The 21,611-nt window shown below is 72.5% G+C and carries 16 protein-coding genes; 13 read left to right on the top strand and 3 right to left on the bottom strand.

Annotated elements, in window-relative coordinates; all coding sequences use genetic code 11:
* Window positions 1-25 precede the first annotated feature (25 nt).
* Window positions 26-1,771, top strand: coding sequence for a DNA repair protein RecN (gene recN / locus ACFYR0_RS14000; RefSeq protein WP_389326232.1), 1,746 nt, complete (start codon window positions 26-28; stop codon window positions 1,769-1,771).
* 133 nt (window positions 1,772-1,904) lie between these two features.
* The gene (locus ACFYR0_RS13995) at window positions 1,905-3,035 is read left to right on the top strand and encodes a glycosyltransferase family 4 protein (protein WP_389326229.1); all 1,131 of its coding nucleotides are present in this window, start codon (window positions 1,905-1,907) and stop codon (window positions 3,033-3,035) included.
* Between the two features lie 68 nt (window positions 3,036-3,103).
* Here ACFYR0_RS13995 and ACFYR0_RS13990 read toward each other — a convergent pair whose 3' ends face one another.
* The 3 genes from ACFYR0_RS13990 to ACFYR0_RS13980 form a co-directional block, all read right to left on the bottom strand.
* Complete coding sequence (locus ACFYR0_RS13990) at window positions 3,104-4,753, bottom strand: PucR family transcriptional regulator (protein WP_389326226.1); 1,650 nt, start codon at window positions 4,751-4,753, stop codon at window positions 3,104-3,106.
* Between the two features lie 103 nt (window positions 4,754-4,856).
* Entirely contained in the window at window positions 4,857-6,239 is a 1,383-nt protein-coding gene (locus ACFYR0_RS13985; RefSeq protein ID WP_389326223.1) for an FAD-binding oxidoreductase, read from the bottom strand.
* A gap of 163 nt (window positions 6,240-6,402) precedes the next feature.
* Window positions 6,403-8,208 carry a glycoside hydrolase family 15 protein gene (locus tag ACFYR0_RS13980; RefSeq protein ID WP_389326293.1) on the bottom strand — a complete coding sequence of 602 codons (1,806 nt, stop codon included), beginning with the start codon at window positions 8,206-8,208 and terminating at the stop codon, window positions 6,403-6,405.
* A gap of 528 nt (window positions 8,209-8,736) precedes the next feature.
* Here ACFYR0_RS13980 and ACFYR0_RS13975 point away from each other — a divergent pair.
* The 11 genes from ACFYR0_RS13975 (at window position 8,737) to ACFYR0_RS13925 (ending at window position 21,510) form a co-directional block, all read left to right on the top strand.
* Window positions 8,737-10,407, top strand: coding sequence for a CTP synthase (locus ACFYR0_RS13975; protein ID WP_386376942.1), 1,671 nt, complete (start codon window positions 8,737-8,739; stop codon window positions 10,405-10,407).
* Window positions 10,408-10,488: 81 nt separating this feature from the next.
* Window positions 10,489-11,115 (top strand): NUDIX domain-containing protein, encoded by a 627-nt coding sequence (locus tag ACFYR0_RS13970; RefSeq protein ID WP_389326220.1) that lies wholly within the window; start codon window positions 10,489-10,491, stop codon window positions 11,113-11,115.
* A 276-nt stretch (window positions 11,116-11,391) separates the two neighbouring features.
* Window positions 11,392-13,458 (top strand): tetratricopeptide repeat protein, encoded by a 2,067-nt coding sequence (locus ACFYR0_RS13965; RefSeq protein ID WP_389326217.1) that lies wholly within the window; start codon window positions 11,392-11,394, stop codon window positions 13,456-13,458.
* Window positions 13,459-13,596: 138 nt separating this feature from the next.
* Entirely contained in the window at window positions 13,597-14,712 is a 1,116-nt protein-coding gene (ald, locus tag ACFYR0_RS13960; RefSeq protein WP_389326290.1) for an alanine dehydrogenase, read from the top strand.
* Window positions 14,713-15,126: 414 nt separating this feature from the next.
* Complete coding sequence (locus ACFYR0_RS13955) at window positions 15,127-16,263, top strand: ParA family protein (protein ID WP_389326214.1); 1,137 nt, start codon at window positions 15,127-15,129, stop codon at window positions 16,261-16,263.
* Window positions 16,248-16,802 (top strand): hypothetical protein, encoded by a 555-nt coding sequence (locus ACFYR0_RS13950; RefSeq protein ID WP_389326211.1) that lies wholly within the window; start codon window positions 16,248-16,250, stop codon window positions 16,800-16,802. The genes ACFYR0_RS13955 and ACFYR0_RS13950 overlap by 16 nt, the downstream gene beginning before the upstream one ends.
* Window positions 16,803-16,820: 18 nt before the next feature.
* Window positions 16,821-17,954 carry a segregation and condensation protein A gene (locus tag ACFYR0_RS13945; protein WP_389326208.1) on the top strand — a complete coding sequence of 378 codons (1,134 nt, stop codon included), beginning with the start codon at window positions 16,821-16,823 and terminating at the stop codon, window positions 17,952-17,954.
* The gene (scpB, locus tag ACFYR0_RS13940) at window positions 17,951-18,619 is read left to right on the top strand and encodes an SMC-Scp complex subunit ScpB (RefSeq protein WP_389326205.1); all 669 of its coding nucleotides are present in this window, start codon (window positions 17,951-17,953) and stop codon (window positions 18,617-18,619) included. The genes ACFYR0_RS13945 and scpB overlap by 4 nt, the downstream gene beginning before the upstream one ends.
* Complete coding sequence (locus ACFYR0_RS13935) at window positions 18,619-19,710, top strand: pseudouridine synthase (protein WP_389326202.1); 1,092 nt, start codon at window positions 18,619-18,621, stop codon at window positions 19,708-19,710. The genes scpB and ACFYR0_RS13935 overlap by 1 nt, the downstream gene beginning before the upstream one ends.
* A gap of 55 nt (window positions 19,711-19,765) precedes the next feature.
* Entirely contained in the window at window positions 19,766-20,494 is a 729-nt protein-coding gene (locus tag ACFYR0_RS13930) for an NUDIX domain-containing protein (RefSeq protein ID WP_389326199.1), read from the top strand.
* On the top strand, window positions 20,491-21,510 hold the full coding sequence (locus tag ACFYR0_RS13925; protein WP_389326196.1) for an ADP-ribosylglycohydrolase family protein: 1,020 nt from the start codon (window positions 20,491-20,493) through the stop codon (window positions 21,508-21,510). Before ACFYR0_RS13930 ends, ACFYR0_RS13925 begins: the two co-directional genes overlap by 4 nt.
* Window positions 21,511-21,611 lie beyond the last annotated feature (101 nt).

Raw genomic sequence — 21,611 nt, 5'->3', positions numbered from 1 at the left:
TCGCACTCCTGGCTCCCTACCTCGTATGGTCTTCACCGTGCTGGAAGAGATGCGGATACGGTCGCTCGGCGTCATCGACGACGCGGTGGTCGAGCTGTCGCCCGGGTTCACCGCCGTCACCGGTGAGACCGGTGCGGGCAAGACCATGGTGGTCACGAGCCTCGGGCTGCTCCTGGGCGGGCGCGCCGATCCGGCGCTGGTGCGGATCGGCGCCGAGAAGGCGGTCGTGGAGGGGCGGATCTCGCTCGCCGCGGACGCCTCGGCGGTCGTACGGGCCGAGGAGGCCGGGGCCGAGCTGGACGACGGGGCGCTGCTGATCAGCCGTACCGTCTCGGCCGAGGGCAGGTCACGGGCCCACCTGGGCGGGCGCAGCGTGCCCGTCGGGCTCCTCGCCGAGCTCGCGGACGAACTGGTGGCCGTGCACGGCCAGACCGACCAGCAGGGACTGCTGAAGCTGTCCCGGCAGCGGCAGGCGCTCGACCGGTACGCCGGGGACGGCGTGGCCGTGCCGCTGGCCAAGTACGCCGCGGCCTACCGGCGGCTCAAGGCCGTGTCCGTGGAGCTCGAGGAGATCACCACACGCGCGCGTGAACGTGCCCAGGAGGCCGACATGCTGCGCTACGGGCTCGACGAGATCGCCGGGGTGGAGCCGCGGGCCGGCGAGGACACCGAGCTGGCGGAGGAGGCCGAGCGGCTGGGCCACGCCGAGGCGCTGGCGTCCGCCGCGACGGCCGCGCACGCCGCGCTCGCGGGCAACCCCGAGGACCCCGAGGGCGTCGACGCGGCCACGCTGGTGGCGGGCGCGCACCGGGCCCTGGAGGCCGTACGGTCGCACGACCCGGCGCTGGCCGCGCTCGCCGACCGGATCGGGGAGGTCGGGATTCTGCTGGGCGACGTGGCCGGGGAGCTGGCCGGGTACGCCGACGACCTGGACGCCGACCCGCTGCGGCTGGCCGCGGTCGAGGAGCGGCGGGCGGCGCTGACGGCGCTGACCCGCAAGTACGGCGACGACGTCGCGGGCGTGCTGGCCTGGGCCGAGCAGGGCGCCGCGCGGCTGACCGAGCTGGACGGCGACGACGAGCGGATCGGGGAGCTGACCGCCGAGCGGGACGGGCTGCGCACCGAACTGGGCGGGCTGGCGCAGGCGTTGACGGACGCCCGCGGGGAGGCCGCCGAGCGGTTCGCGGCCGCCGTTACACGGGAGCTGGCCTCGCTGGCGATGCCGCACGCGCGCGTGTCCTTCGCGATCCGGCAGACCGAGGACCCCGAGGGCGTCGAGGTCGGCGGGCGGACCGTCGCCTACGGGCCGTCCGGGGCGGACGAGGTGGAGCTGCTGCTCGCCCCGCACCCCGGGGCGCCGCCGCGGCCGATCGCCAAGGGCGCCTCCGGCGGTGAGCTGTCCCGGGTGATGCTGGCCGTGGAGGTCGTCTTCGCGGGGACCGACCCGGTGCCGACGTATCTCTTCGACGAGGTCGACGCCGGCGTGGGCGGCAAGGCCGCGGTGGAGATCGGGCGGCGGCTGGCGAAGCTGGCCCGCAGCGCCCAGGTGGTCGTCGTGACCCACCTTCCTCAGGTGGCCGCGTTCGCCGACCGGCAGCTGCTGGTGGAGAAGACCAACGACGGGTCCGTGACGCGGTCCGGGGTGAAGGTCCTCGCGGGCGAGGAGCGGGTACGGGAGCTGTCGCGGATGCTCGCGGGGCAGGAGGACTCCGTCACCGCCCGGGCGCACGCCGAGGAACTGCTGGCGGCGGCGCGCGGCGACGCCGGGTAGCCCCAGGTTCACCCGTACGGGTGAGGGCGCGGGGGACCCCTGCCCGGCTTCCTGACGTCTGCGTGCCCGGAACACCCGTGCGCCCTGGCATCCTTGGGCCTGTGTACGTCCCCGAACCAGGAGCCCCGGCCACGTGAGCCACGTGAGCAGCCACTCAGCGCCCGGACAGTCGCCGCTGCGCACCGTGCAGGTGCTGGGCGGTGGCAACGCCCGCAGCAGCGCGCATGTCCGTTCGCTGGCGTCCGGGCTCGTCGCACGGGGCGTGCGCGTGACGGTGTGCGCCCCCTTCGAGGTCGCTCACACCTATGACTTCTCCGGGGCGGGCGTCGGCCATGTCCCTGTGCCGCGCAGCAGCGACCCGACGTCGGTCGCCGCGCTGCGTGCGGCGTGCGCCGAGGCCGACCTGGTGCACGCGCACGGGCTGCACGCCTCGTTCCGGGCCGTGCTCGCGCTGAGCGGGCGGCGCACCCCGCTGGTGGTGACCTGGCACGGGCGCGCGAACGCCGACGGGGCGCGCGCCCACTTCCTGCGGATGCTGGAACGCCGGGTCGTCAGGTCCGCCTCCGTGGTGCTGGGCACCAGCTCCGACCTGGTGGACCGGGCCCGCTCCGCCGGTGCCCGGGACGCCCGGCTGGCCGCGGCCGCACTGCCGGGACCGAGGGCGACCGTCGAACGCGACGAGTCCCAGGGGCCCAAGCTGCGGGCCGAACTCGGCGCGACGGGACGCCCGTTGCTGCTGGCGGTCGGCGCGCTGGAACGCCGACGCGGCTACCGGACCCTGCTCGACGCCGCCGGGTCGTGGCGCGACCTGGACCCGGCCCCGCTGGTGGCGATCGCGGGTGAGGGCCCGCTGCGGCCGGTGCTCCAGCGCCGGATCGAGGACGAGGAGCTGCCGGTGCGGCTGCTGGGCCGCCGCAAGGACGTGGGCGACCTGCTGGCCGCCGCCGACATCGCGCTGCTGCCCAGCAGTTGGGAGTCGCGCTCGGTGCTCGCCCAGGAGGCCCTGCACGCCCGGGTGCCGCTCGTGGCCACGGCTGTCGGCGGCGTCCCCGACCTCGTCGGCGACGCCGCGGAACTCGTCCCCTACGGCGACGCCGCCGCCCTCGCCCGTGCCGTCACCGCCCTGCTCGCCGACCCCGCACGCCGTGAACTGCTGCGCGAACGCGGCGTACGGCAGGCGGCGACCTGGCCGACCGAGGACGAGACCGTCGCGCAAGTGCTCAGCGTGTACGACGAGTTGACGCAGCCGTGGCCGCTGATCTGAAGGGCCGGGAATCAGGGCCCTTCTGACGGCCTCCGTGGCGTCGGAGACGGAGATCCGTCAGAAGGGCCCTAGGCCTGGCCGACGTGTCTGCGGGCCCGCAGCGCCAGGCTCAGGGCCAGCACGGTCTGCGGGTCGTCCAGGTCCGTGCCCAGCAACTCGCCGATACGGGCGAGGCGGTTGTAGAGGGTCTGCCGGTTCAGGTGCAGCTCGCGGGCGGTCTCGGCCTTGCGCCCGGCGTGCGCCAGGTAGGTCTCCAGGGTGGGCAGCAGCGGCGGCTTGGAGCGGCGGTCGTGGTCCCGGATCGGGCCGATCGCCCGCTCCACGAAGGCCGCCAGGTCGGGATGGTCGCGCAGCCGCCACAGCAGCAGGTCGATGTCCAGACGACGGGCGTCGTACCAGGGCCGGTCCGCGAGGCCCTGCGCCGCGGCGGCCGTCTCCGCGGCGTGCCGCAGCCCGGCCGAGGCCGCGGTCCAGCCGCCCGCCACACCGACGACCACGACGGGGGGCCGGGCGCCGGGGCGTTGCATGCCCGCGCGTTCCACACCGGCCCGCAGCGCCGCCGCGACCCGGTCGGCGACCGCGGCCCGCTCCGGCTCCGTGCGCAGGCCCAGCAGCACCGGCACCCTCCCCTCCACCGGCCGTACGCCGAGCAGCACGGGCACGCCCACTGAGGCCAGTTCCTCGGCGACCGCGCGGGCCAGCACCGCCCAGCCACCGCCGGGGGAGAGGGTGTCACCGAGCCGCATCACGACCGGCAGCAGCGGGCCGGTGCCGGGCTTGAAGCCGAGCACCCGGGCCTGTGCGGGGGCGTCCTCGGCGGTGATCCGGCCCTCGGCGAGGTCGGTGAGGAAGTCGCCGCGGCCGCGCGCGGCGAGCTCCTCCTCCTGGCGGGCCTGCATCAGCACCACGGCGAGGATTCCGGCGGCCCGCTCGGCGGCGATCCGGTGCACCGGCGCCAGCGGGGCGCGCACCGGCAGCAGCACCAGCCGGGCCCGGACCGCGCCGGAGCCCTGGCCGCCGCCGGGCACGTCCACCAGGACCGATCCGGCGGGCGGCGGGGTGTCCTTGTGCTGGCCGCGCAGCCCCTCCCACACCTGGAGCGGATCGGCGCCCTCCGGTCCGGCGCCCGCGGCGTACAGCAGCCGTCCGTCGGCGGCCTCCAGGAACACCGGGTTGTCGCCGAAGTCGGCGAGGATGCCGAGGACCTGAGGCACCCCGCCGCCGCCGAGCAGGGCCTCGGTGCAGCGGCGGTGCACCTCCTCGGCGCGTTGCAGCAGCGCGTAGTGGCCGTTGACGATCTCGGTGTGGATCTCCTCCGTGACGGTCACGAAGGGCACCTCGCGGTGCAGTTGGACCAGGGGCAGACCGGCCGAGCGGGCGGTCTCGATCAGGGTGGCGGGCAACCGGGTGAAGCGCGGGCCCAGTTCGACGACCAGGGCGGCGATGCCCCGCTCTGCCAGGGTCCGCACGAACGCCCGCTGCTCGGCCGGCCGGGTGCCGAGGCCGTAGCCGGTGGTCAGCAGCAGCTCGCCGCCCTTGAGCAGGGAGGCGATGTTGGGCACCTCGCCCGCGTGCACCCAGCGCACGGCGCGGTTCAGCCGCTCGGCACCCGCCAGGACCTCGGGGAGCCCGCTGCGCAGTCCGGGCAGTTCCAGAGCGCGCTGCACGGTGATGCCCGCGCCGTGGCTGTCGAGTCGGGTCTCCCTGCGGCTTTCCATATCGCGGACGCTACCCGTGCGTGTGTGCCGGTGGCATCCCTGGTGATCACCCGGAGACGGCCGGGTGATCACCCGCGCCGTGCAAGACCGGTGTCAGTGCGCGTCAGGCGGGCTGGATGTTGTGGTTGTAGCGGAACACGTTGTCGGGGTCGTACGTCCGCTTCAGCGCGGCCAGCCGCCGGGTGTTCTCCGGGCCCATCCCGGCGACGACCCGGTCGGCGCCCTCGTCGCCGATGAAGTTGAGGTAGACCGCGCCGGTGCTCCAGGGCCGGGCGTCGGCGCGCACGTCGCGCACCCACTGCTCGCACCGCTCGTCGTCCGCCGCGTCCTCCCACATGGCGAAGGGATGCACGCCCCAGGGGGAGTCCCGGTACGGCACCGGGTACTCGCGCGGCCCGGCCGTGATGGCGCCGCCCAGCGGGAACAGGACGTGCATGGTGCCGGTGGGCACGGGCATGGTCGCCGCGCGGGCGCAGAAGAGGTCCAGGTAGGGGTCGGGCATGCCGGTGAGGTACTCGGCCGACCAGTAGTTCCGGAAGCCGGGCGGGTCGTCGATCATGCACTGGACGTCGGCGTACGGCATAGCCCCGACGATCTCCGCCTCGTGCGGCAGCGCCAGCAGCGGCTCGGCCACCTTGCGCATGTCCGCCTCAGGTCCGGCGTACGTCAGCATCGTGGCGCAGACCAGCTTGCCGACCAGGTGCTCGGGGACGAACTCCTCGGGCGGGGCGGTGATGTAGAGCGCGGCGCCGCTCGCCTCGTCCGGCCCTGCGGCGATCAGGTCGCGGTAGGTGCGCACGACCTCGGGGCCGTGCTCGGGCAGGTACAGCAGGAAGGCGATGGAGAACTCGGGCAGCTCGTGGAGCTTCAGGGTCAGAGCGGTGGCGACGCCGAAGTTGCCGCCTCCGCCGTGCAGCCCCCAGAACAGCTCGGGGTTGTCGTCGGCACTGGCGTGGACGCGGTCGCCGTCGGCGGTGACCAGTTCGACACCGAGGAGGTTGTCGACCGCGAGTCCGCACCAGCGGTCCAGCCAGCCGCTGCCGCCGCCGAGCACGAAACCGCCGACGCCCGTGGTCGAGACCCGGCCGCCGGTGGTGACCAGGCCGTGCGGCTGGGTGGCGCGGTCCAGGTCGCTCATCGTCGCGCCGCCCGCGACCCGTACCGCCTCGGCGCCGGGATGGACGGTGACCCCGCGCATATGGCGCAGGTCCACCACCAGTCCGCCGTCGTTGAGTGCCGAGCCCGCCACGCTGTGCCCGCCGCCGCGCACGGCGATGTGCAGGTCCAGCTCCCGGCCGAACCGCACGGCCCGCACCACGTCGTCCTCGTCCACGCACTGGGCGATCACCGCGGGCCGCCGGTCGATCATGGCGTTGAACACGGTCCGGGCGTCGTCGTAGCCCGGATCGCCGGGGGCGAACACATCGCCGGACAGATCCTCGCGCAGCGCGGTGAGAGCCGCGCCCGCCTTCGAGAGGGAAGCCATGGCCGCCCCCTTTCCGGAAGGGGGATGGATGCCCTACCAGCCTAGGCGCGCGAGGCCGGGGCGGCCCGCCGGCGGCCCGGGCCGACGAGGCGCACGACGACGGCCCGGCCCCGGTGGGCGGACCCGCCGGGGCCGGGCCGTGTCACGGGCCCGGCGGAAGGACTCAGCCGCCGTACGCCCCCGACGCCGTCAGCCGCAGGGCCGTGTCGATGAGCGGGACATGGCTGAAGGCCTGCGGGAAGTTGCCCACCTGGCGCTTCAGGCGCGGGTCCCACTCCTCGGCCAGCAGACCAAGGTCGTTGCGAAGTGCGAGCAGCCGCTCGAACAGCTGGCGGGCCTCGTCGACACGGCCGATCATCGCCAGGTCGTCGGCCATCCAGAACGAGCAGGCGAGGAACGCCCCCTCGTCGCCCGGCAGGCCGTCGACGCCCTCGGACTCGCCCTCGGTGGGGTAGCGCAGGATGAAGCCGTCGGAGGTGGACAGCTCGCGCTGGATCGCCTCGATGGTGCCGATCACGCGCTTGTCGTCCGGCGGCAGGAAGCCCATCTGCGGGATCAGCAGCAGCGAGGCGTCCAGTTCCTTGGAGCCGTAGGACTGCGTGAAGGTGTTGCGCTCCTTGTCGTAGCCCTTCTCGCACACGTCCCGGTGGATGTCGTCGCGCAGTTCGCGCCAGCGCTCCAGCGGGCCGTCCGCGTCACCGGACTCGATCAGCTTGATGGTGCGGTCGACCGCGACCCAGGCCATGACCTTGGAGTGCACGAAGTGGCGGCGGGGGCCGCGCACCTCCCAGATGCCCTCGTCCGGCTCGTTCCAGTGGTCCTCCAGGTAGCGGATCAGCTTCAGCTGGAGCAGCGAGGCGTAGTCGTTGCGGGCGAGGCCGGTCATATGGGCCAGATGCAGGGCCTCGGTGACCTCGCCGTAGACGTCGAGCTGGAGCTGGTGGGCCGCGCCGTTGCCGACCCGGACCGGGGCGGAGTTCTCGTAGCCGGGCAGCCAGTCCAGTTCGGCCTCGCCGAGCTCGCGCTCACCGGCGATGCCGTACATGATCTGGAGGTTCTCCGGGTCGCCGGCCACCGCGCGCAGCAGCCACTCGCGCCAGGCGCGGGCCTCCTCGCGGTAGCCGGTGCGCAGCAGCGAGGACAGGGTGATCGCCGCGTCCCGCAGCCAGGTGTAGCGGTAGTCCCAGTTGCGCACGCCGCCGATGTCCTCGGGCAGGGACGTGGTGGGCGCGGCGACGATGCCGCCGGTGGGGGCGTACGTCAGGGCCTTCAGCGTGATCAGGGAGCGTACGACCGGCTCGCGGTAGGGGCCGTGGTACGTGCACTGCTCGACCCACTCGCGCCAGAAGTCCTCGGTCGCCGTCAGCGACTGCTCCGGCTCCGGCAGCGGCGGCGCCTCCTTGTGCGAGGGCTGCCAGGAGACCGTGAACGCGATCCGGTCGCCGGGGGCCACGGTGAAGTCGGAGTACGTGGTCAGCGACCGGCCGTAGGTCTCGGCCTCGGTGTCGAACCACACCGAGTCGGGGCCGGCGACCGCGCACGTACGGCCCTCGTCGTTGCGGTGCACCCAGGGCACCACCCGGCCGTAGCTGAACCGCATCCGCAGCGCCGAGCGCATCGGGACGCGCCCGGAGACGCCCTCCACGATCCGGATCAGCTGGGGAGCGCCGTCACGCGGCGGCATGAAGTCCGTCACCCGGACGGTGCCGCGCGGGGTGTCCCACTCCGACTCCAGGATGAGCGAGTCGCCGCGATAGGTGCGCCGGTCCGCGGCGGGCGGCTCGGTGTCGGACGTGTGCGCCGGTCCGATGCGCCAGAAGCCGTGCTCCTCGGTGCCCAGCAGGCCGGCGAAGATGGCGTGCGAGTCGAAGCGGGGCAGGCACAGCCAGTCGACTGTGCCGTCCCGGCAGACCAGTGCCGCGGTCTGCATGTCTCCGATGAGTGCGTAGTCTTCGATGCGCCCGGCCACGTGCATCTCCAGTCGAACGGCCACGTCACCCCATGAAGGGGCGGTCGCTAGTGCGGTCAAGGGGTTGTTGTAACGCGTTGTCGCGTCTGAGGCAATGCCTCGCCGGACCGTGGACAGGTCTCGGTCTTCCTCGCTCAACGAACTGACGAGCTCTCGTTGTTTCCGGTACCTACGGACGGGGGTGGTGCCGTGTTGCCGGACGGCTCGACAGCGAGTGTCCGAGCAGGATACGACGCACACGGTGGCTCTGTGTGCCCCTCCGGGCAACGCGGCTGCGCCGAACGAGTGAGCCGCGGGTGAGCTGCGCGGACCCGCCCGGCACGCTGACCTGGAGGGTGTCCGCGTGTGTGCGGAGCGTGGCCGGGAGCCGGTGCCCCGCGGCGCTGATACGCTGGTAGCCCGTGGACCGGTGGGCGTCCCTCCCCTGAGATCGCACCCCCGAACCGCAGCGACGGCGCCGCCGGAATCCTCCGGTCCGGCAGTCGGACCGCACCGCCAGACAGCGACCACGGGAGCCCCCTCTTGGCCATGACGCCCAAATCCACGACGACCAAGCACATCTTCGTCACCGGGGGTGTCGCCTCCTCTCTCGGCAAGGGGCTGACCGCCTCCAGCCTGGGCATGCTGCTCAAGGCGCGGGGTCTGCGGGTCGTCATGCAGAAGCTCGACCCGTACCTGAACGTCGACCCGGGCACGATGAACCCGTTCCAGCACGGCGAGGTCTTCGTCACCAACGACGGCGCCGAGACCGACCTCGACATCGGTCACTACGAGCGCTTCCTCGACCGTGACCTGGACGGCACCGCCAACGTCACCACGGGCCAGGTCTACTCCACCGTGATCGCCAAGGAGCGGCGCGGCGAGTACCTGGGCGACACCGTGCAGGTCATCCCGCACATCACCAACGAGATCAAGCACCGCATCCGCCGTATGGCGACGGACGAGGTCGACGTCGTGATCACCGAGGTCGGCGGCACGGTCGGCGACATCGAGTCGCTGCCGTTCCTGGAGACCGTCCGCCAAGTCCGCCACGAGGTCGGCCGGGACAACGTCTTCGTCGTGCACATCTCCCTCCTGCCCTACATCGGTCCCTCCGGCGAGCTGAAGACCAAGCCGACCCAGCACTCGGTCGCCGCCCTGCGCAACATCGGTATCCAGCCGGACGCGATCGTGCTGCGCTGCGACCGCGAGGTGCCGACCGCGATCAAGCGCAAGATCTCGCTGATGTGCGACGTGGACGAGGCGGCCGTGGTGGCCTGCCCCGACGCCCGCTCGATCTACGACATCCCGAAGACCGTGCACGGCGAGGGCCTGGACGCCTACGCCGTCCGCAAGCTGGACCTTCCGTTCCGCGACGTGGACTGGACGACCTGGGACGACCTGCTCGACCGCGTCCACAACCCCGACCACGAGGTCACCCTCGCGCTGGTCGGCAAGTACATCGACCTGCCCGACGCCTATCTGTCGGTGACCGAGGCGCTGCGCGCCGGCGGCTTCGCCAACAAGACCCGCGTCAAGATCAAGTGGGTCACCTCGGACGACTGCAAGACCCCGGCCGGCGCCAAGGCCCAGCTGGCCGACGTGGACGGCATCTGCATCCCCGGCGGCTTCGGCGACCGCGGTGTGCTCGGGAAGGTCGGCGCGATCAAGTACGCCCGCGAGAACAAGATCCCGCTGCTCGGCCTCTGCCTGGGCCTGCAGTGCATCGTGATCGAGGCGGCGCGCCACCTGGCGGACATCTCGGACGCCAACTCCACCGAGTTCGACCCGGCGACCGGCCACCCGGTCATCTCCACGATGGCCGAGCAGATGGACATCGTCGCCGGTGAGGGCGACATGGGCGGCACCATGCGGCTCGGCATGTACCCGGCGAAGCTGGCCGAGGGCTCGATCGTGCGCGAGGTCTACGACGGCAAGGAGTACGTCGAGGAGCGCCACCGGCACCGCTACGAGGTGAACAACGCCTACCGCGCGGAGCTGGAGAAGAAGGCCGGCATCCTCTTCTCGGGCACCTCCCCGGACGGCAAGCTCGTCGAGTACGTCGAGTACCCGCGCGATGTCCACCCCTACCTGGTCGCCACGCAGGCCCACCCCGAGCTGCGCTCGCGGCCGACCCGCCCGCACCCGCTGTTCGCGGGGCTGGTGAAGGCGTCCGTCGAGCGTCAGCTGGCGGGGGCCGAGGAGAAGGCTGCTCAGTAACACACCAGTTGTACGGTGGCCGGGGTGCGAACCTTCAATGGGACGCACCCCGGTTTCGTCTTCGCACGTGGAAGGGCTGGCATGACGATCAAGGACACCCCCGAGGAGTGGGAGACCCGGGCGACGGAGTTCCCCTTCCGGGGCAACAAGACCTCCGTGCGCACCGACGAGGTGGTCATGCCCGACGGCACCGTGGTGCGCCGCGACTACCAGGTGCACCCCGGCTCGGTGGCCGTCCTCGCGCTGGACGAGCAGGACCGGGTGCTGGTGCTCCGCCAGTACCGGCATCCCGTACGGCACAAGCTGTGGGAGATCCCGGCGGGGCTGCTCGACGTGCCCGGGGAGAACCCGCTGCACGCGGCCCAGCGGGAGCTGTACGAGGAGGCGCACGTCAAGGCGGAGACCTGGCGGGTGCTGACGGATGTGTACACGACGCCCGGCGGTTGTGACGAGGCCATCCGGATCTTCCTGGCGCGGGATCTCTCCGAGGCGGAGGGGGAGCGGTTCGCGGCGGAGCACGAGGAGATCGACCTGGAGTTGGCCCGGGTGCCGCTGGACGAACTGGTGCGGGGTGTGCTCGCCGGGGAGTTGCACAACAACTGTCTCGTGGTGGGTGTGCTGTCGCTGGTCGCCGCGCGGCAGGGGACGGGGTTGGAGGGGTTGCGTCCGGCGCTGGCGCCTTGGCCTGCACGGCCGTTCGAGGTGTGAGCGCCGCTCGGGCTCGGCTTGCGCGGTTGAGTGCTGCGCCGTCGTGGCTTGTCGCGCCCACGCGGCGGAGCCGCAGATCGGACACTGTCCCGCGCCCCTTGAGGGCGGCTGGCCTCCAAGGGCGCTGTCCTACTGTCCGTTGATCCGATCAGGGGAGTCCTTGATCGGTGTCGGCCTGCTCGGACCGGTCCGTCGCAGAGCGTGAACTAGGCTCTGGAAACGCCCGAACCGGAGTCCCGGCGGGCTTGCGCGTGCGGTGGGACGGGAGTGTGGCCCGTGACGGATCAGGCGGTGGACACCGGTGGTGCGCGGCTGTCGGTCCAGGCCGGTGAGGATGGGTTTCTCGGGCGTACCCGGGAGTTGAAGGGCCTGTGCGCCGACATCGAGCGGGCCGGGCTGGACACCCTCTCCGGGCGCAAGGCGCCCCGCGCACGTGTGCTGCTGATCGCCGGGCGGCCCGGGTCGGGACGCAGCGCGCTGGCCGAGGAGCTGGTGCGCCAGGTCACCCACCGTTACCCGGACGGGGTACTGCGCGCCCGGCTGAGCGAGCCCGGCGGTACCCCCGTACCCGTCGAGCGCGTGGCCCGGGACCTGCTCACCGCGCTGGAGCTGCCCACGCCGCCGGGCGCGGCCGAGGACGAGCTCGCGGCGGCGCTGCGCGAGGCCCTCGCCGGGCGCCGGGCGCTGCTCCTGCTGGACGACGCCGTCGACGCCGCACAGGTCGACGCGCTGCTGCCGGACTCGCCCGAGAGCCTGGTCGTGGCCGTCTCCGGCGGGCCGCTGACCGGCATCTCCGACGTACGGCCTTGCACGCTGGGCGGGCTGGACACCAAGTCGGCCCTGGAGCTGCTCTCGCGGCACACCGGGTCGGTCCGGATCACCGTGGACCCGCGGGCCGCCGAGGGCCTGGTGGAGGAGTGCCAGGCGCAGCCGGCCGCGCTGATGATGGCGGGCGGCTGGCTCGCGGCCCGGCCCAAGGCCGCCGTCGCCGACCTGGCCAAGCATCTGCACGCCGAGGGCGACGAGTCCGGCGCCCCGCTCGCCCGGGTCTTCCGGCTCGCCTACGGCTCGCTGCCCGCCCCCGCCGCCCGGATACTGCGACTGCTCTCGCTCGCCCCGGCCGGTCTGGTCGACCCGCACACGGCCTCCGCGCTCGCCGGGTGCTCGGTCAGCAGCGCCCGCACCACCCTGGACGACTTCGTCGCGCTCGGCCTGCTGCACGCCCTGGACGCCCCGCTGCCGCAGTACGAGGTCCCCGGCTGCCTCCAGCCGCTGCTGAAGGCCCTCGCCGAGTCCCAGGACCGCCCGGCCGAGCTCCAGCTGGCGCGGGCGCGCATGCTGGAGCGGACCGTACGGCTGCTCCAGTCCTGCCGGGCGATCACCGAGACGGACAGTCCGCAGGCCCGCGAGAAGCTGCTCGGCATGCCCCGTTCGCTGCGCTTCCCCAGCCCGCGGGCGGCCGCCGAGTGGCTGGTTGTCCGGCGGCCCGCGCTGCTCGCCTCCGCCCGGCTGGCGGTCGCCGACGGCGAGCTGGACACGCTGGCCCGGCGGCTGATGTCCCAGCTGGTGCGGACCATGGTCGCGCACATCGGCACCCAGGCCGCGGCGGCCGACCTGTACGGCCTGCACGGACTGGTGCTGGACGTGGCCGAGCGCCGCGGGCTGGCCCGGGAGCAGGCCGCGGCCCTGCTGAACCTGGGTGATCTGGACGCCCGCACGGGACGCACGGCCGAGGCGCTGGTGCGTTTCCGGACCGCTCTGGACGCCGGGCGCCGGGCGAACGACCCGTACGCGACCGGCCGGGCGATGGAATCCGTAGGCGGCGCGCATCTGGAACTCGGGGACTACGACCGGGCGGCCGACTGGTTCGGGCGGGCGCTGGCCCAGCGGCTGGCCCGGGACGAGCGCGCGGACGCCGCCCGGCTGTACGGCCGTATCGCCACCGCGCACACCTACGCGGGCCGCTACGGCGAGGCGCTGCGGGGCTGGCGGGCGGCTGTCGCGGGCCACCGCAAGGAGGGCGATGTCGCCGCGCAGGCACGGGCGTTGAGCGAGCTGGCGCGCGTGCAGGAGTACGCCGGGCGGCCCGAGGAATGCCTGCGCACCTGCCAGGAGGCGGTGGAGTGGGCGAGGCGGGCGGAGGACCAGCGTCTCCAGGCGGCACTGCACCTCAGGACGGCCGACATCCTGGAGCACCTGGGCGACCCGGCGGCCGCGCGGCTGCACCGCGTGACGGCCGAGCGCATGCTGGGGGAGGAGCTCCAGGAGGTCGTTACCGGCGAGGAACCCCCGGAACAAGGCCCTAATGCCTGCGAAATCCGCAGTACATCTGCTGAAGATTGATGCAATGAAAGGCTAGACAGCGGGAACACCTTCATTAAACTGGCTCTGCCGCACGTTCTCCTGCGGTGTCTCCCGGTATGCCCCTGCGTATACGGGTATGTCGTGCAATCCCCCTCTGAGCCAAGGACCGTGATCGACGTGAAGGTCGGCATCCCCCGCGAGGTCAAGAACAACGAGTTCCGGGTGGCCATCACCCCCGCCGGTGTGCACGAGCTGGTGCGCAACGGCCACCAGGTCGTCGTCGAGCGCGACGCCGGTCTCGGCTCCTCGATCACGAACGACGAGTACGTGGCCGCCGGTGCGGAGATCCTGGACACCGCCGACGAGGTCTGGGCCTCCGCCGACCTGCTGCTGAAGGTCAAGGAGCCCATCGCCGAGGAGTACCACCGCCTCCGCAAGGACCAGACGCTCTTCACCTACCTGCACCTGGCCGCCTCCAGGGAGTGCACGGACGCCCTCCTGGAGTCCGGCACCACGGCCATCGCCTACGAGACCGTCGAGCTGGCCAACCGCGCACTGCCGCTGCTCGCCCCGATGTCCGAGGTCGCGGGCCGGCTGGCCCCGCAGGTCGGCGCCTACCACCTGATGCGCCCGGTCGGCGGCCGTGGCGTCCTGCCCGGCGGCGTCCCCGGTGTCACCCCGGCCAAGGCCGTCGTCATCGGCGGCGGCGTCTCCGGCTGGAACGCCGCGCAGATCGCCATCGGCATGGGCTTCGACGTGACCCTGCTCGACCGCGACATCAACAAGCTGCGCGAGGCCGACAAGATCTTCGGCACCAAGATCAAGGCCGTCATGTCCAACGCCTTCGAGCTGGAGAAGGCCGTCCTCGACGCCGACCTCGTCATCGGCGCCGTCCTCATCCCGGGCGCCAAGGCCCCGAAGCTCGTCACCAACGAGCTGGTCTCCCGGATGAAGCCCGGAAGTGTCCTTGTCGACATCGCGATCGACCAGGGCGGCTGCTTCGAGGACTCCCGTCCCACCACCCACGCCGAGCCGACCTTCCCGGTCCACAACTCGGTCTTCTACTGCGTCGCCAACATGCCGGGCGCGGTGCCCAACACCTCCACCTACGCGCTCACCAACGCCACGCTGCCGTACATCGTCTCGCTCGCCAACAACGGCTGGGCCGAGGCGCTGCGCCGCGACCCCGCGCTCGCCAAGGGCCTGAACACCCACGACGGCAAGGTCGTCTACCGCGAGGTCGCCGAGGCGCACGGCCTGGAGCACCTCGAGCTGGAGACCCTGCTCGGCTGACCTCGGCCGACGGTCCGGGTCGCCGAGTCACCGTTCGGTAAAAGGCGATTCGTCAACACAGGTCGTCAACACCACGCATCCGGCCGGACCTTGCCGACAAGGTCCGGCCGGATGTGTGTATGGTCACTTTGCGACTCTAGGCCAACTCGCCTCGAACGTAACCCTTGAACCGATTCGCACACCCGTGAAACCTGCCGTGCGACGCCCGTACGCCCTTGACAGAGGGATGTTTCATTGCCGACACATCCGGCCGGGTCCGGCGGATTGTGTTGCTGCGGACCCTCGACACGCCATAGAGTCGCCAACCGTCGGCATGGTGCCACGCTGACCTTGTCTAGAAGTTTCCTGGTCACCAAGGAGGTAAGACGACTTGTGAATGAGTCGACATTTTCTCCCGGGGGTGGTCAACCAGGAATGCCTACGCGGGGCCAGGGCTCCACGGGGCTCGAGGCTGTCGGCTCCGTCGCTGTCCGAACCTTCGCAGCCCGCCAGAGCCAGACCAGCCCCCACACGGCTCTGTCAGCACACCAGAGCATGGATGGCCATCACGTGAACGCCATGGCCGGCGACGGAAGTGGCGCGCCCCACAACCACTTCGCCGACTACGACGAACTGCCCGAGGGGCACTTCTACGACCCCGACGCCGAATACGAGCCGGACCCGGAGTACGCGGCCACGCTCGCACCCGACGCTGCCCGTCAGCGCCGTGAGCGCATCGGCCCGACCGGACGCCCGCTGCCGTACTTCCCGATCCCGGGACCGCTGACCAACCACGGTCCCGCGACGATCATCGCGATGTGCAACCAGAAGGGCGGCGTGGGCAAGACCACGTCGACCATCAACCTGGGTGCCGCTCTCGCGGAGTACGGCCGCCGGGTGCTGCTCGTGGACTTCGACCCGCAGGGCGCGCTGTCGGTGGGTCTCGGTGTCAACCCGATGGAGCTCGACCTCACCGTCTACAACCTGCTCATGGAGCGGGGCATGTCGGCGGACGAGGTGCTCCTGAAGACCGCGGTCCCCAACATGGACCTGCTGCCCAGCAACATCGACCTCTCGGCGGCCGAGGTCCAGCTGGTCTCCGAGGTGGCCCGCGAGTCCACGCTCCAGCGCGCGCTGAAGCCGCTGATGGACGACTACGACTACATCGTGATCGACTGTCAGCCCTCGCTCGGCCTGCTCACCGTCAACGCGCTGACGGCCGCCCACAAGGTGATCGTCCCCCTGGAGTGCGAGTTCTTCGCCCTCCGCGGTGTCGCGCTGCTGACCGAGACCATCGAGAAGGTCCAGGAGCGGCTCAACCCGGAGCTGGAGCTCGACGGGATCCTCGCCACGATGTACGACTCGCGCACCGTGCACAGCCGTGAGGTGCTCGCGCGTGTCGTCGAGGCGTTCGACGATCACGTCTACCACACGGTCATCGGCCGCACGGTGCGCTTCCCGGAGACCACGGTCGCCGGCGAGCCGATCACCACCTACGCCTCCAACTCCGTCGGTGCCGCCGCCTACCGTCAGCTCGCCAGGGAGGTGCTCGCCCGGTGTCACGCCGAGTGAGTCTGCCGGGGGCCGACGAACTCTTCCGTACGACAGGGGGCACGGCGCTTCAGCCGTCCACCCCACGACGCCAGGCAGGCGGCGAGGCCCGGGTGCCCCCGCCGACCGGTGAGGGCGACGCCGTCGCGGCCGCGGAGGACGCACCGCAGGCGGTGCCCGCGCAGGCCGGGGACGGGGACGGGGCGGAGCACGTCGCGGCCGACGCGGAGGGGGCCGAGGCCGGGGAGTCCCGCAGCCGCGGCTCCGCCCGGCGGCAGGCCGTACCGCCGCAGGAAGGTTCAGCCACGGAGCCGCGCAAGCGGGGGCGGAGCTCCTCGCGGCGCCCGAGCGGGCGGGAGCGGCACGACGAGAAGATCACCGTCTATGTGTCCGCCGAGGAGCTGATGGATCTGGAGCACGCCCGTCTGGTGCTCCGCGGGGAGCACGGACTGGCGGTGGACCGTGGGCGGATCGTCCGCGAGGCGGTCGCCGTGGTGCTCGCGGATCTCGAGACGCGCGGGGAAGCGAGCATTCTGGTTCGGCGGCTCCGGGGACGGTAGGGGTAGCCTGCGGAGGCCATGACCTCGAACGACGTTCCCGCTGCCGCGGCCGGTGGTGCCGGCGGGCGTCGGCGTGCGCTGGGGCGCGGGCCGGGGGCGGGCGGGACCGTGGCCCCCGCGGCGGCGGAGAGCGCCGGGGCCGGGGACGAACCGTCCGGGACCGGGTCGGCCGAGGCCGAGCGTCCTGAGGTCGAGGTGCTTGAAGCCGATCGCCCGGAGGCCGAGGGGCCTGAGGCGGAGCCGCCCGAGCCCGAGCGACAGCCTGAGCCCGAGGCCGAGGCCGAGTCACAGTCTGAGCCCGAGGCCTCGCCGGAGTCCGAGACCTCCGCCGGTGAGCCCGGTGACGGCGTCTTCAAGGTCCGGCTCGCCAACTTCGAAGGCCCCTTCGATCTCCTGCTCCAGCTGATCTCCAAGCACAAGCTGGACGTCACCGAGGTGGCGCTGTCCAAGGTCACCGACGAGTTCATGGCGCACATCCGGGCCATGGGCCCGGACTGGGACCTGGACCAGACGACCGAGTTCCTCGTCGTGGCCGCGACCCTGCTCGACCTGAAGGCCGCCCGGCTGCTCCCGGCCGCCGAGGTCGAGGACGAGGCCGACCTGGCCCTGCTGGAGGCCCGGGACCTGCTGTTCGCACGGCTGCTCCAGTACCGCGCGTACAAACAGATCGCGGAGATCTTCGACCGGCGGCTGGCGGACGAGGCGCGGCGCTACCCCCGTACCGTCGGTCTGGAGCCGCAGCTCGCCGAACTGCTGCCCGAGGTCGTCATCAGCATCGGCCCCGAGGGGTTCGCCAGGCTCGCCGTGAAGGCGATGCAGCCCAGGCCCAGGCCGCAGGTCTACGTCGACCACATCCACGCGCCGCTCGTCAGCGTGCAGGAACAGGCCGGGATCGTCGTCTCGCGGCTCCGCGAGCTGGGGGAGGCCAGCTTCCAGGCGCTCGTGTCGGACGCCGACGGCACCCTGACCGTCGTGGCCCGGTTCCTGGCGCTGCTGGAGCTGTACCGGGAGAAGGCCGTCGCGCTGGAGCAGGAGGAGGCGCTGGGGGACCTGCTGGTGCGGTGGACCGGCGGGGACGGGGACGATACGCCGAGGGTGACGGACGAGTTCGACCGGCCGCCCGAGGAGCCGAAGGAGGAGAGGAAGCCGTGAGCGAGTCCGGCACCGAGGCGTCGGGCGGCCCGCGTTCCGTGGCCGAGCTCGACCTCAGGCCCGCCCTGGAGGCCGTGCTCATGGTCGTGGACGAGCCCGCGACCGAGGAGCATCTGGCGAAGCTGCTCGAACGGCCCAGACGGCAGATCACCAAGGCGCTGCGCGAGCTGGCCGAGGACTACGCGGCCCAGGGCCGTGGCTTCGAGCTGCGGTTCGTCGCGGGCGGCTGGCGCTTCTACACCCGCCCCGAGTACGCCGCGGCCGTGGAGAAACTCGTCCTGGAGGGGCAGACCGCCCGGCTCACCCAGGCGGCGCTGGAGACCCTGGCCGTCGTGGCGTACCGCCAGCCGGTCAGCCGCAGCCGGGTCTCGGCCGTGCGCGGGGTCAACTGCGACGGCGTGATGAGGACCCTCCTCCAGCGCGGTCTGGTGGCGGAGGCGGGCACGGAACCCGAAACAGGTGCGATCCTGTATGTGACGACGAACTACTTCCTGGAGCGGATGGGCCTGCGCGGTCTGGACGAACTCCCGGAGCTCGCGCCCTTCCTCCCGGAGGCGGACGCGATCGAGGCCGAGACCCAGGAAGGGGTGCCGTCGTTCGACCCGGACGCCCCCGACGGCGGTCCGGACGCAGACGGCGAACACTCGACGACGACGGACATTTGATGCGAAGCAGCGGTAGCGGTAGCGGTAGCGGCGGCGGCAGGAACGGCGGGCGCGGCAACTTCCGCGGCGCCGGAAACAACAGGGACGAGCGCCAGGGGCAGGGCGGCCGTCCCCGCAAGCCCCGCCCCGAGGAGCGCCGCTACGACGTGGGCCCCGGAGCGGCCCAGGACGGCCCCAAGTCCGGTCGCGGCGGCGCCGCGCGCGGCGGAGCCAAGGGCGGCCCCAAACAGTCCCAGCAGGGCACGGGGCGCGGCCGTACGGCCCCCGGACGCTCGCGCGAGTACGAGACGCGGGCCGAGGAGCGCAACCGCGAGCGGTACGCGGGCAAGAAGGACGTCAAGCCGCCCAAGACCTTCCCGGGCGCCGAGCAGGAGGGCGAGCGGCTGCAGAAGGTCCTCGCCCGGGCCGGCTACGGCTCCCGGCGCGCCTGCGAGGAGCTGATCGAGCAGGCCCGTGTCGAGGTCAACGGCGAGATCGTGCTGGAGCAGGGCAAGCGGGTCGACCCGGAGAAGGACGAGGTCAAGGTCGACGGTCTGACCGTGGCGACGCAGTCGTACCAGTTCTTCTCGCTGAACAAGCCCGCCGGTGTCGTCTCCACCATGGAGGACCCCGAGGGCCGTCAGTGCCTCGGCGACTACGTCACCAACCGTGAGACGCGGCTCTTCCACGTCGGCCGCCTCGACACGGAGACCGAGGGCGTCATCCTGCTCACCAACCACGGCGAGCTGGCCCACCGGCTGACCCACCCCAAGTACGGGGTGAAGAAGACCTACCTCGCGGCCATCGTCGGCCCGATCCCGCGCGACCTGGGCAAGAAGCTCAAGGACGGCATCCAGCTGGAGGACGGCTACGCCCGGGCGGACCACTTCCGGGTCGTCGAGCAGACCGGCAAGAACTACCTCGTCGAGGTGACCCTGCACGAGGGCCGCAAGCACATCGTGCGCCGCATGCTCGCCGAGGCCGGTTTCCCGGTCGAGAAGCTGGTGCGCACCTCCTTCGGCCCGATCACCCTGGGCGACCAGAAGTCGGGCTGGCTGCGCCGGCTGTCGAACACCGAGGTCGGGATGCTGATGAAGGAAGTCGACCTCTAAACAGCTTGTGATCCCCCACCACCCCCTTTTATAGTCGCAGTGACTATAAAAGGGGGTGGTGGTCGTGGACGGGTACGACAAGCACGCGTACGAACCCTTCGCCGTCACCGTCGACCTCGCGGTCCTGACCCTGCGCGAGGGCGCCCTGCACGTCCTGCTCGTCCAGCGCGGGCAGGAGCCCCACGCCGGCCGCTGGGCCCTGCCCGGCGGCTTCGTGCTGCCCGAGGAGTCGGCCGAGACGGCCGCCCGGCGCGAACTCGCCGAGGAGACCGGCCTGGCGGACGTCTCCGGGCTGCACCTGGAGCAGCTGCGGACCTACAGCGAACCCGGCCGCGACCCCCGGATGCGGGTCGTGTCGGTCGCCTTCACCGCCCTGCTGCCCGACGCCCCCGAGGCGCGCGGCGGCGGGGACGCGGCCCGGGCGGGCTGGCTGCCGTACGGCACGGCCGGGCCGCTGGCCTTCGACCACGACCGGATCCTCGCCGACGCCCACGACCGGGTCGGCGCCCGGCTGGAGCACACCTGCCTCGCCACCGCCTTCTGCCCGCCCGAGTTCACCCTCGGCGAGCTCCAGCAGGTCTACGAGACCGTGTGGGGCACCCCGCTGGACCGGCCCAACTTCCGCCGCAAGGTGCTCGCCACCCCCGGCTTCGTGGAAGCCGTGCCCGGCGCCGCGCGGCTGACCGGAGGCCGCGGCAAGCCCGCCGCCGTCTACCGCGCGGGCACCGCCACCGCACTGCATCCACCCCTGCTCCGACCGTCCCGGGAAGGACGTGCAGTATGACCGGCATCAAGGGGAAGAACGCCGCGACCGGGGCGTTGATCGGGCTTGCGCTGGGGGATGCGCTGGGCTTCCCGACCGAGTTCAACGACGTGCCGTCCATCCTCGCCAAGTGCGGGCCCTGGCGGCAGATGGCGCTGCCGAAGCCGGCGTTCGTCACCGACGACACCCAGATGACCCTCGCCCTCGGCCGCGGCCTGCGCACCGCCATGGACCGCGGCGTGCTCGGGCCCGGGCGGCTGGAGCGGCCGGTGCGCGAGGAGTTCGTGGACTGGTACCAGTCACCGGAGAACAACCGCGCCCCCGGCAACACCTGTTTGGTCGCGTGCAGCCTCCTCAAGGCCGAGGGCCGCGCCTGGCAGGACGCCAGCCAGGTCGGCTCCAAGGGCTGCGGTGCCAACATGCGGGTCGCGCCGGTCGGCCTCGCCCCCGGCCTGAGCGACGAACAGCGCGCGGGCGCCGCCCAGTTGCAGGCCGCCCTCACCCACGGCCATCCCACCGCGCTCGCCGCCTCCGACCTCACCGCGCACGCCGTACGGCTGCTCGCCCAGGGCGCCGAGCCGACCGGACTGGTCGGACTGCTGCGGTCGTACGCCTACGACAACCGCACCCGCTACCACCACACCTGGCTCGGCGACCTGTGGACCCGCGCCCAGGACCCCTCGCCCGAGCACTTCATCGCGCGCGGCTGGGACGACTGCCTCGCCGTCCTGGCACGGCTTCAGGAGGCGCTGCGCGAGCCTTCCCCCGAGACCGACCCGTGCCTGGCCACCGGGGAGGGCTGGATCGCCGAGGAGGCGCTGGCGACCGGGCTGCTGTGCTTCCTGCTGTTCGTGGACGAGCCGCTGACCGCGCTGCGCCGGGCCGCCTGCTCCTCCGGGGACTCCGACTCCCTCGCCTGTCTCGCGGGCGCCTTCGCGGGGGCGTACCTGGGCGCGGCGGCCTGGCCCGCCGAGTGGGCGGACCGGATCGAGTACCACGGCGAGCTGACGGCCCTCGGGGCGCTGTGGGACATGTGACCGGGCCGCGCGGGAGGCGGTGGGTGACGGACGCCGGGGTGCTCACGGCGTGTGACTATGGAGCGCCTCCAGGCGGACTCGAGCCGTACGCCGTTCCCGCG

Origin of the sequence: Streptomyces sp. NPDC005017 (genome assembly GCF_042873115.1) — a bacterium.
Classification (GTDB): domain Bacteria; phylum Actinomycetota; class Actinomycetes; order Streptomycetales; family Streptomycetaceae; genus Streptomyces.
The sequence above is the reverse complement of the archived record's forward strand: the minus strand, read 5'-3'. Positions and strand labels throughout refer to the sequence as shown.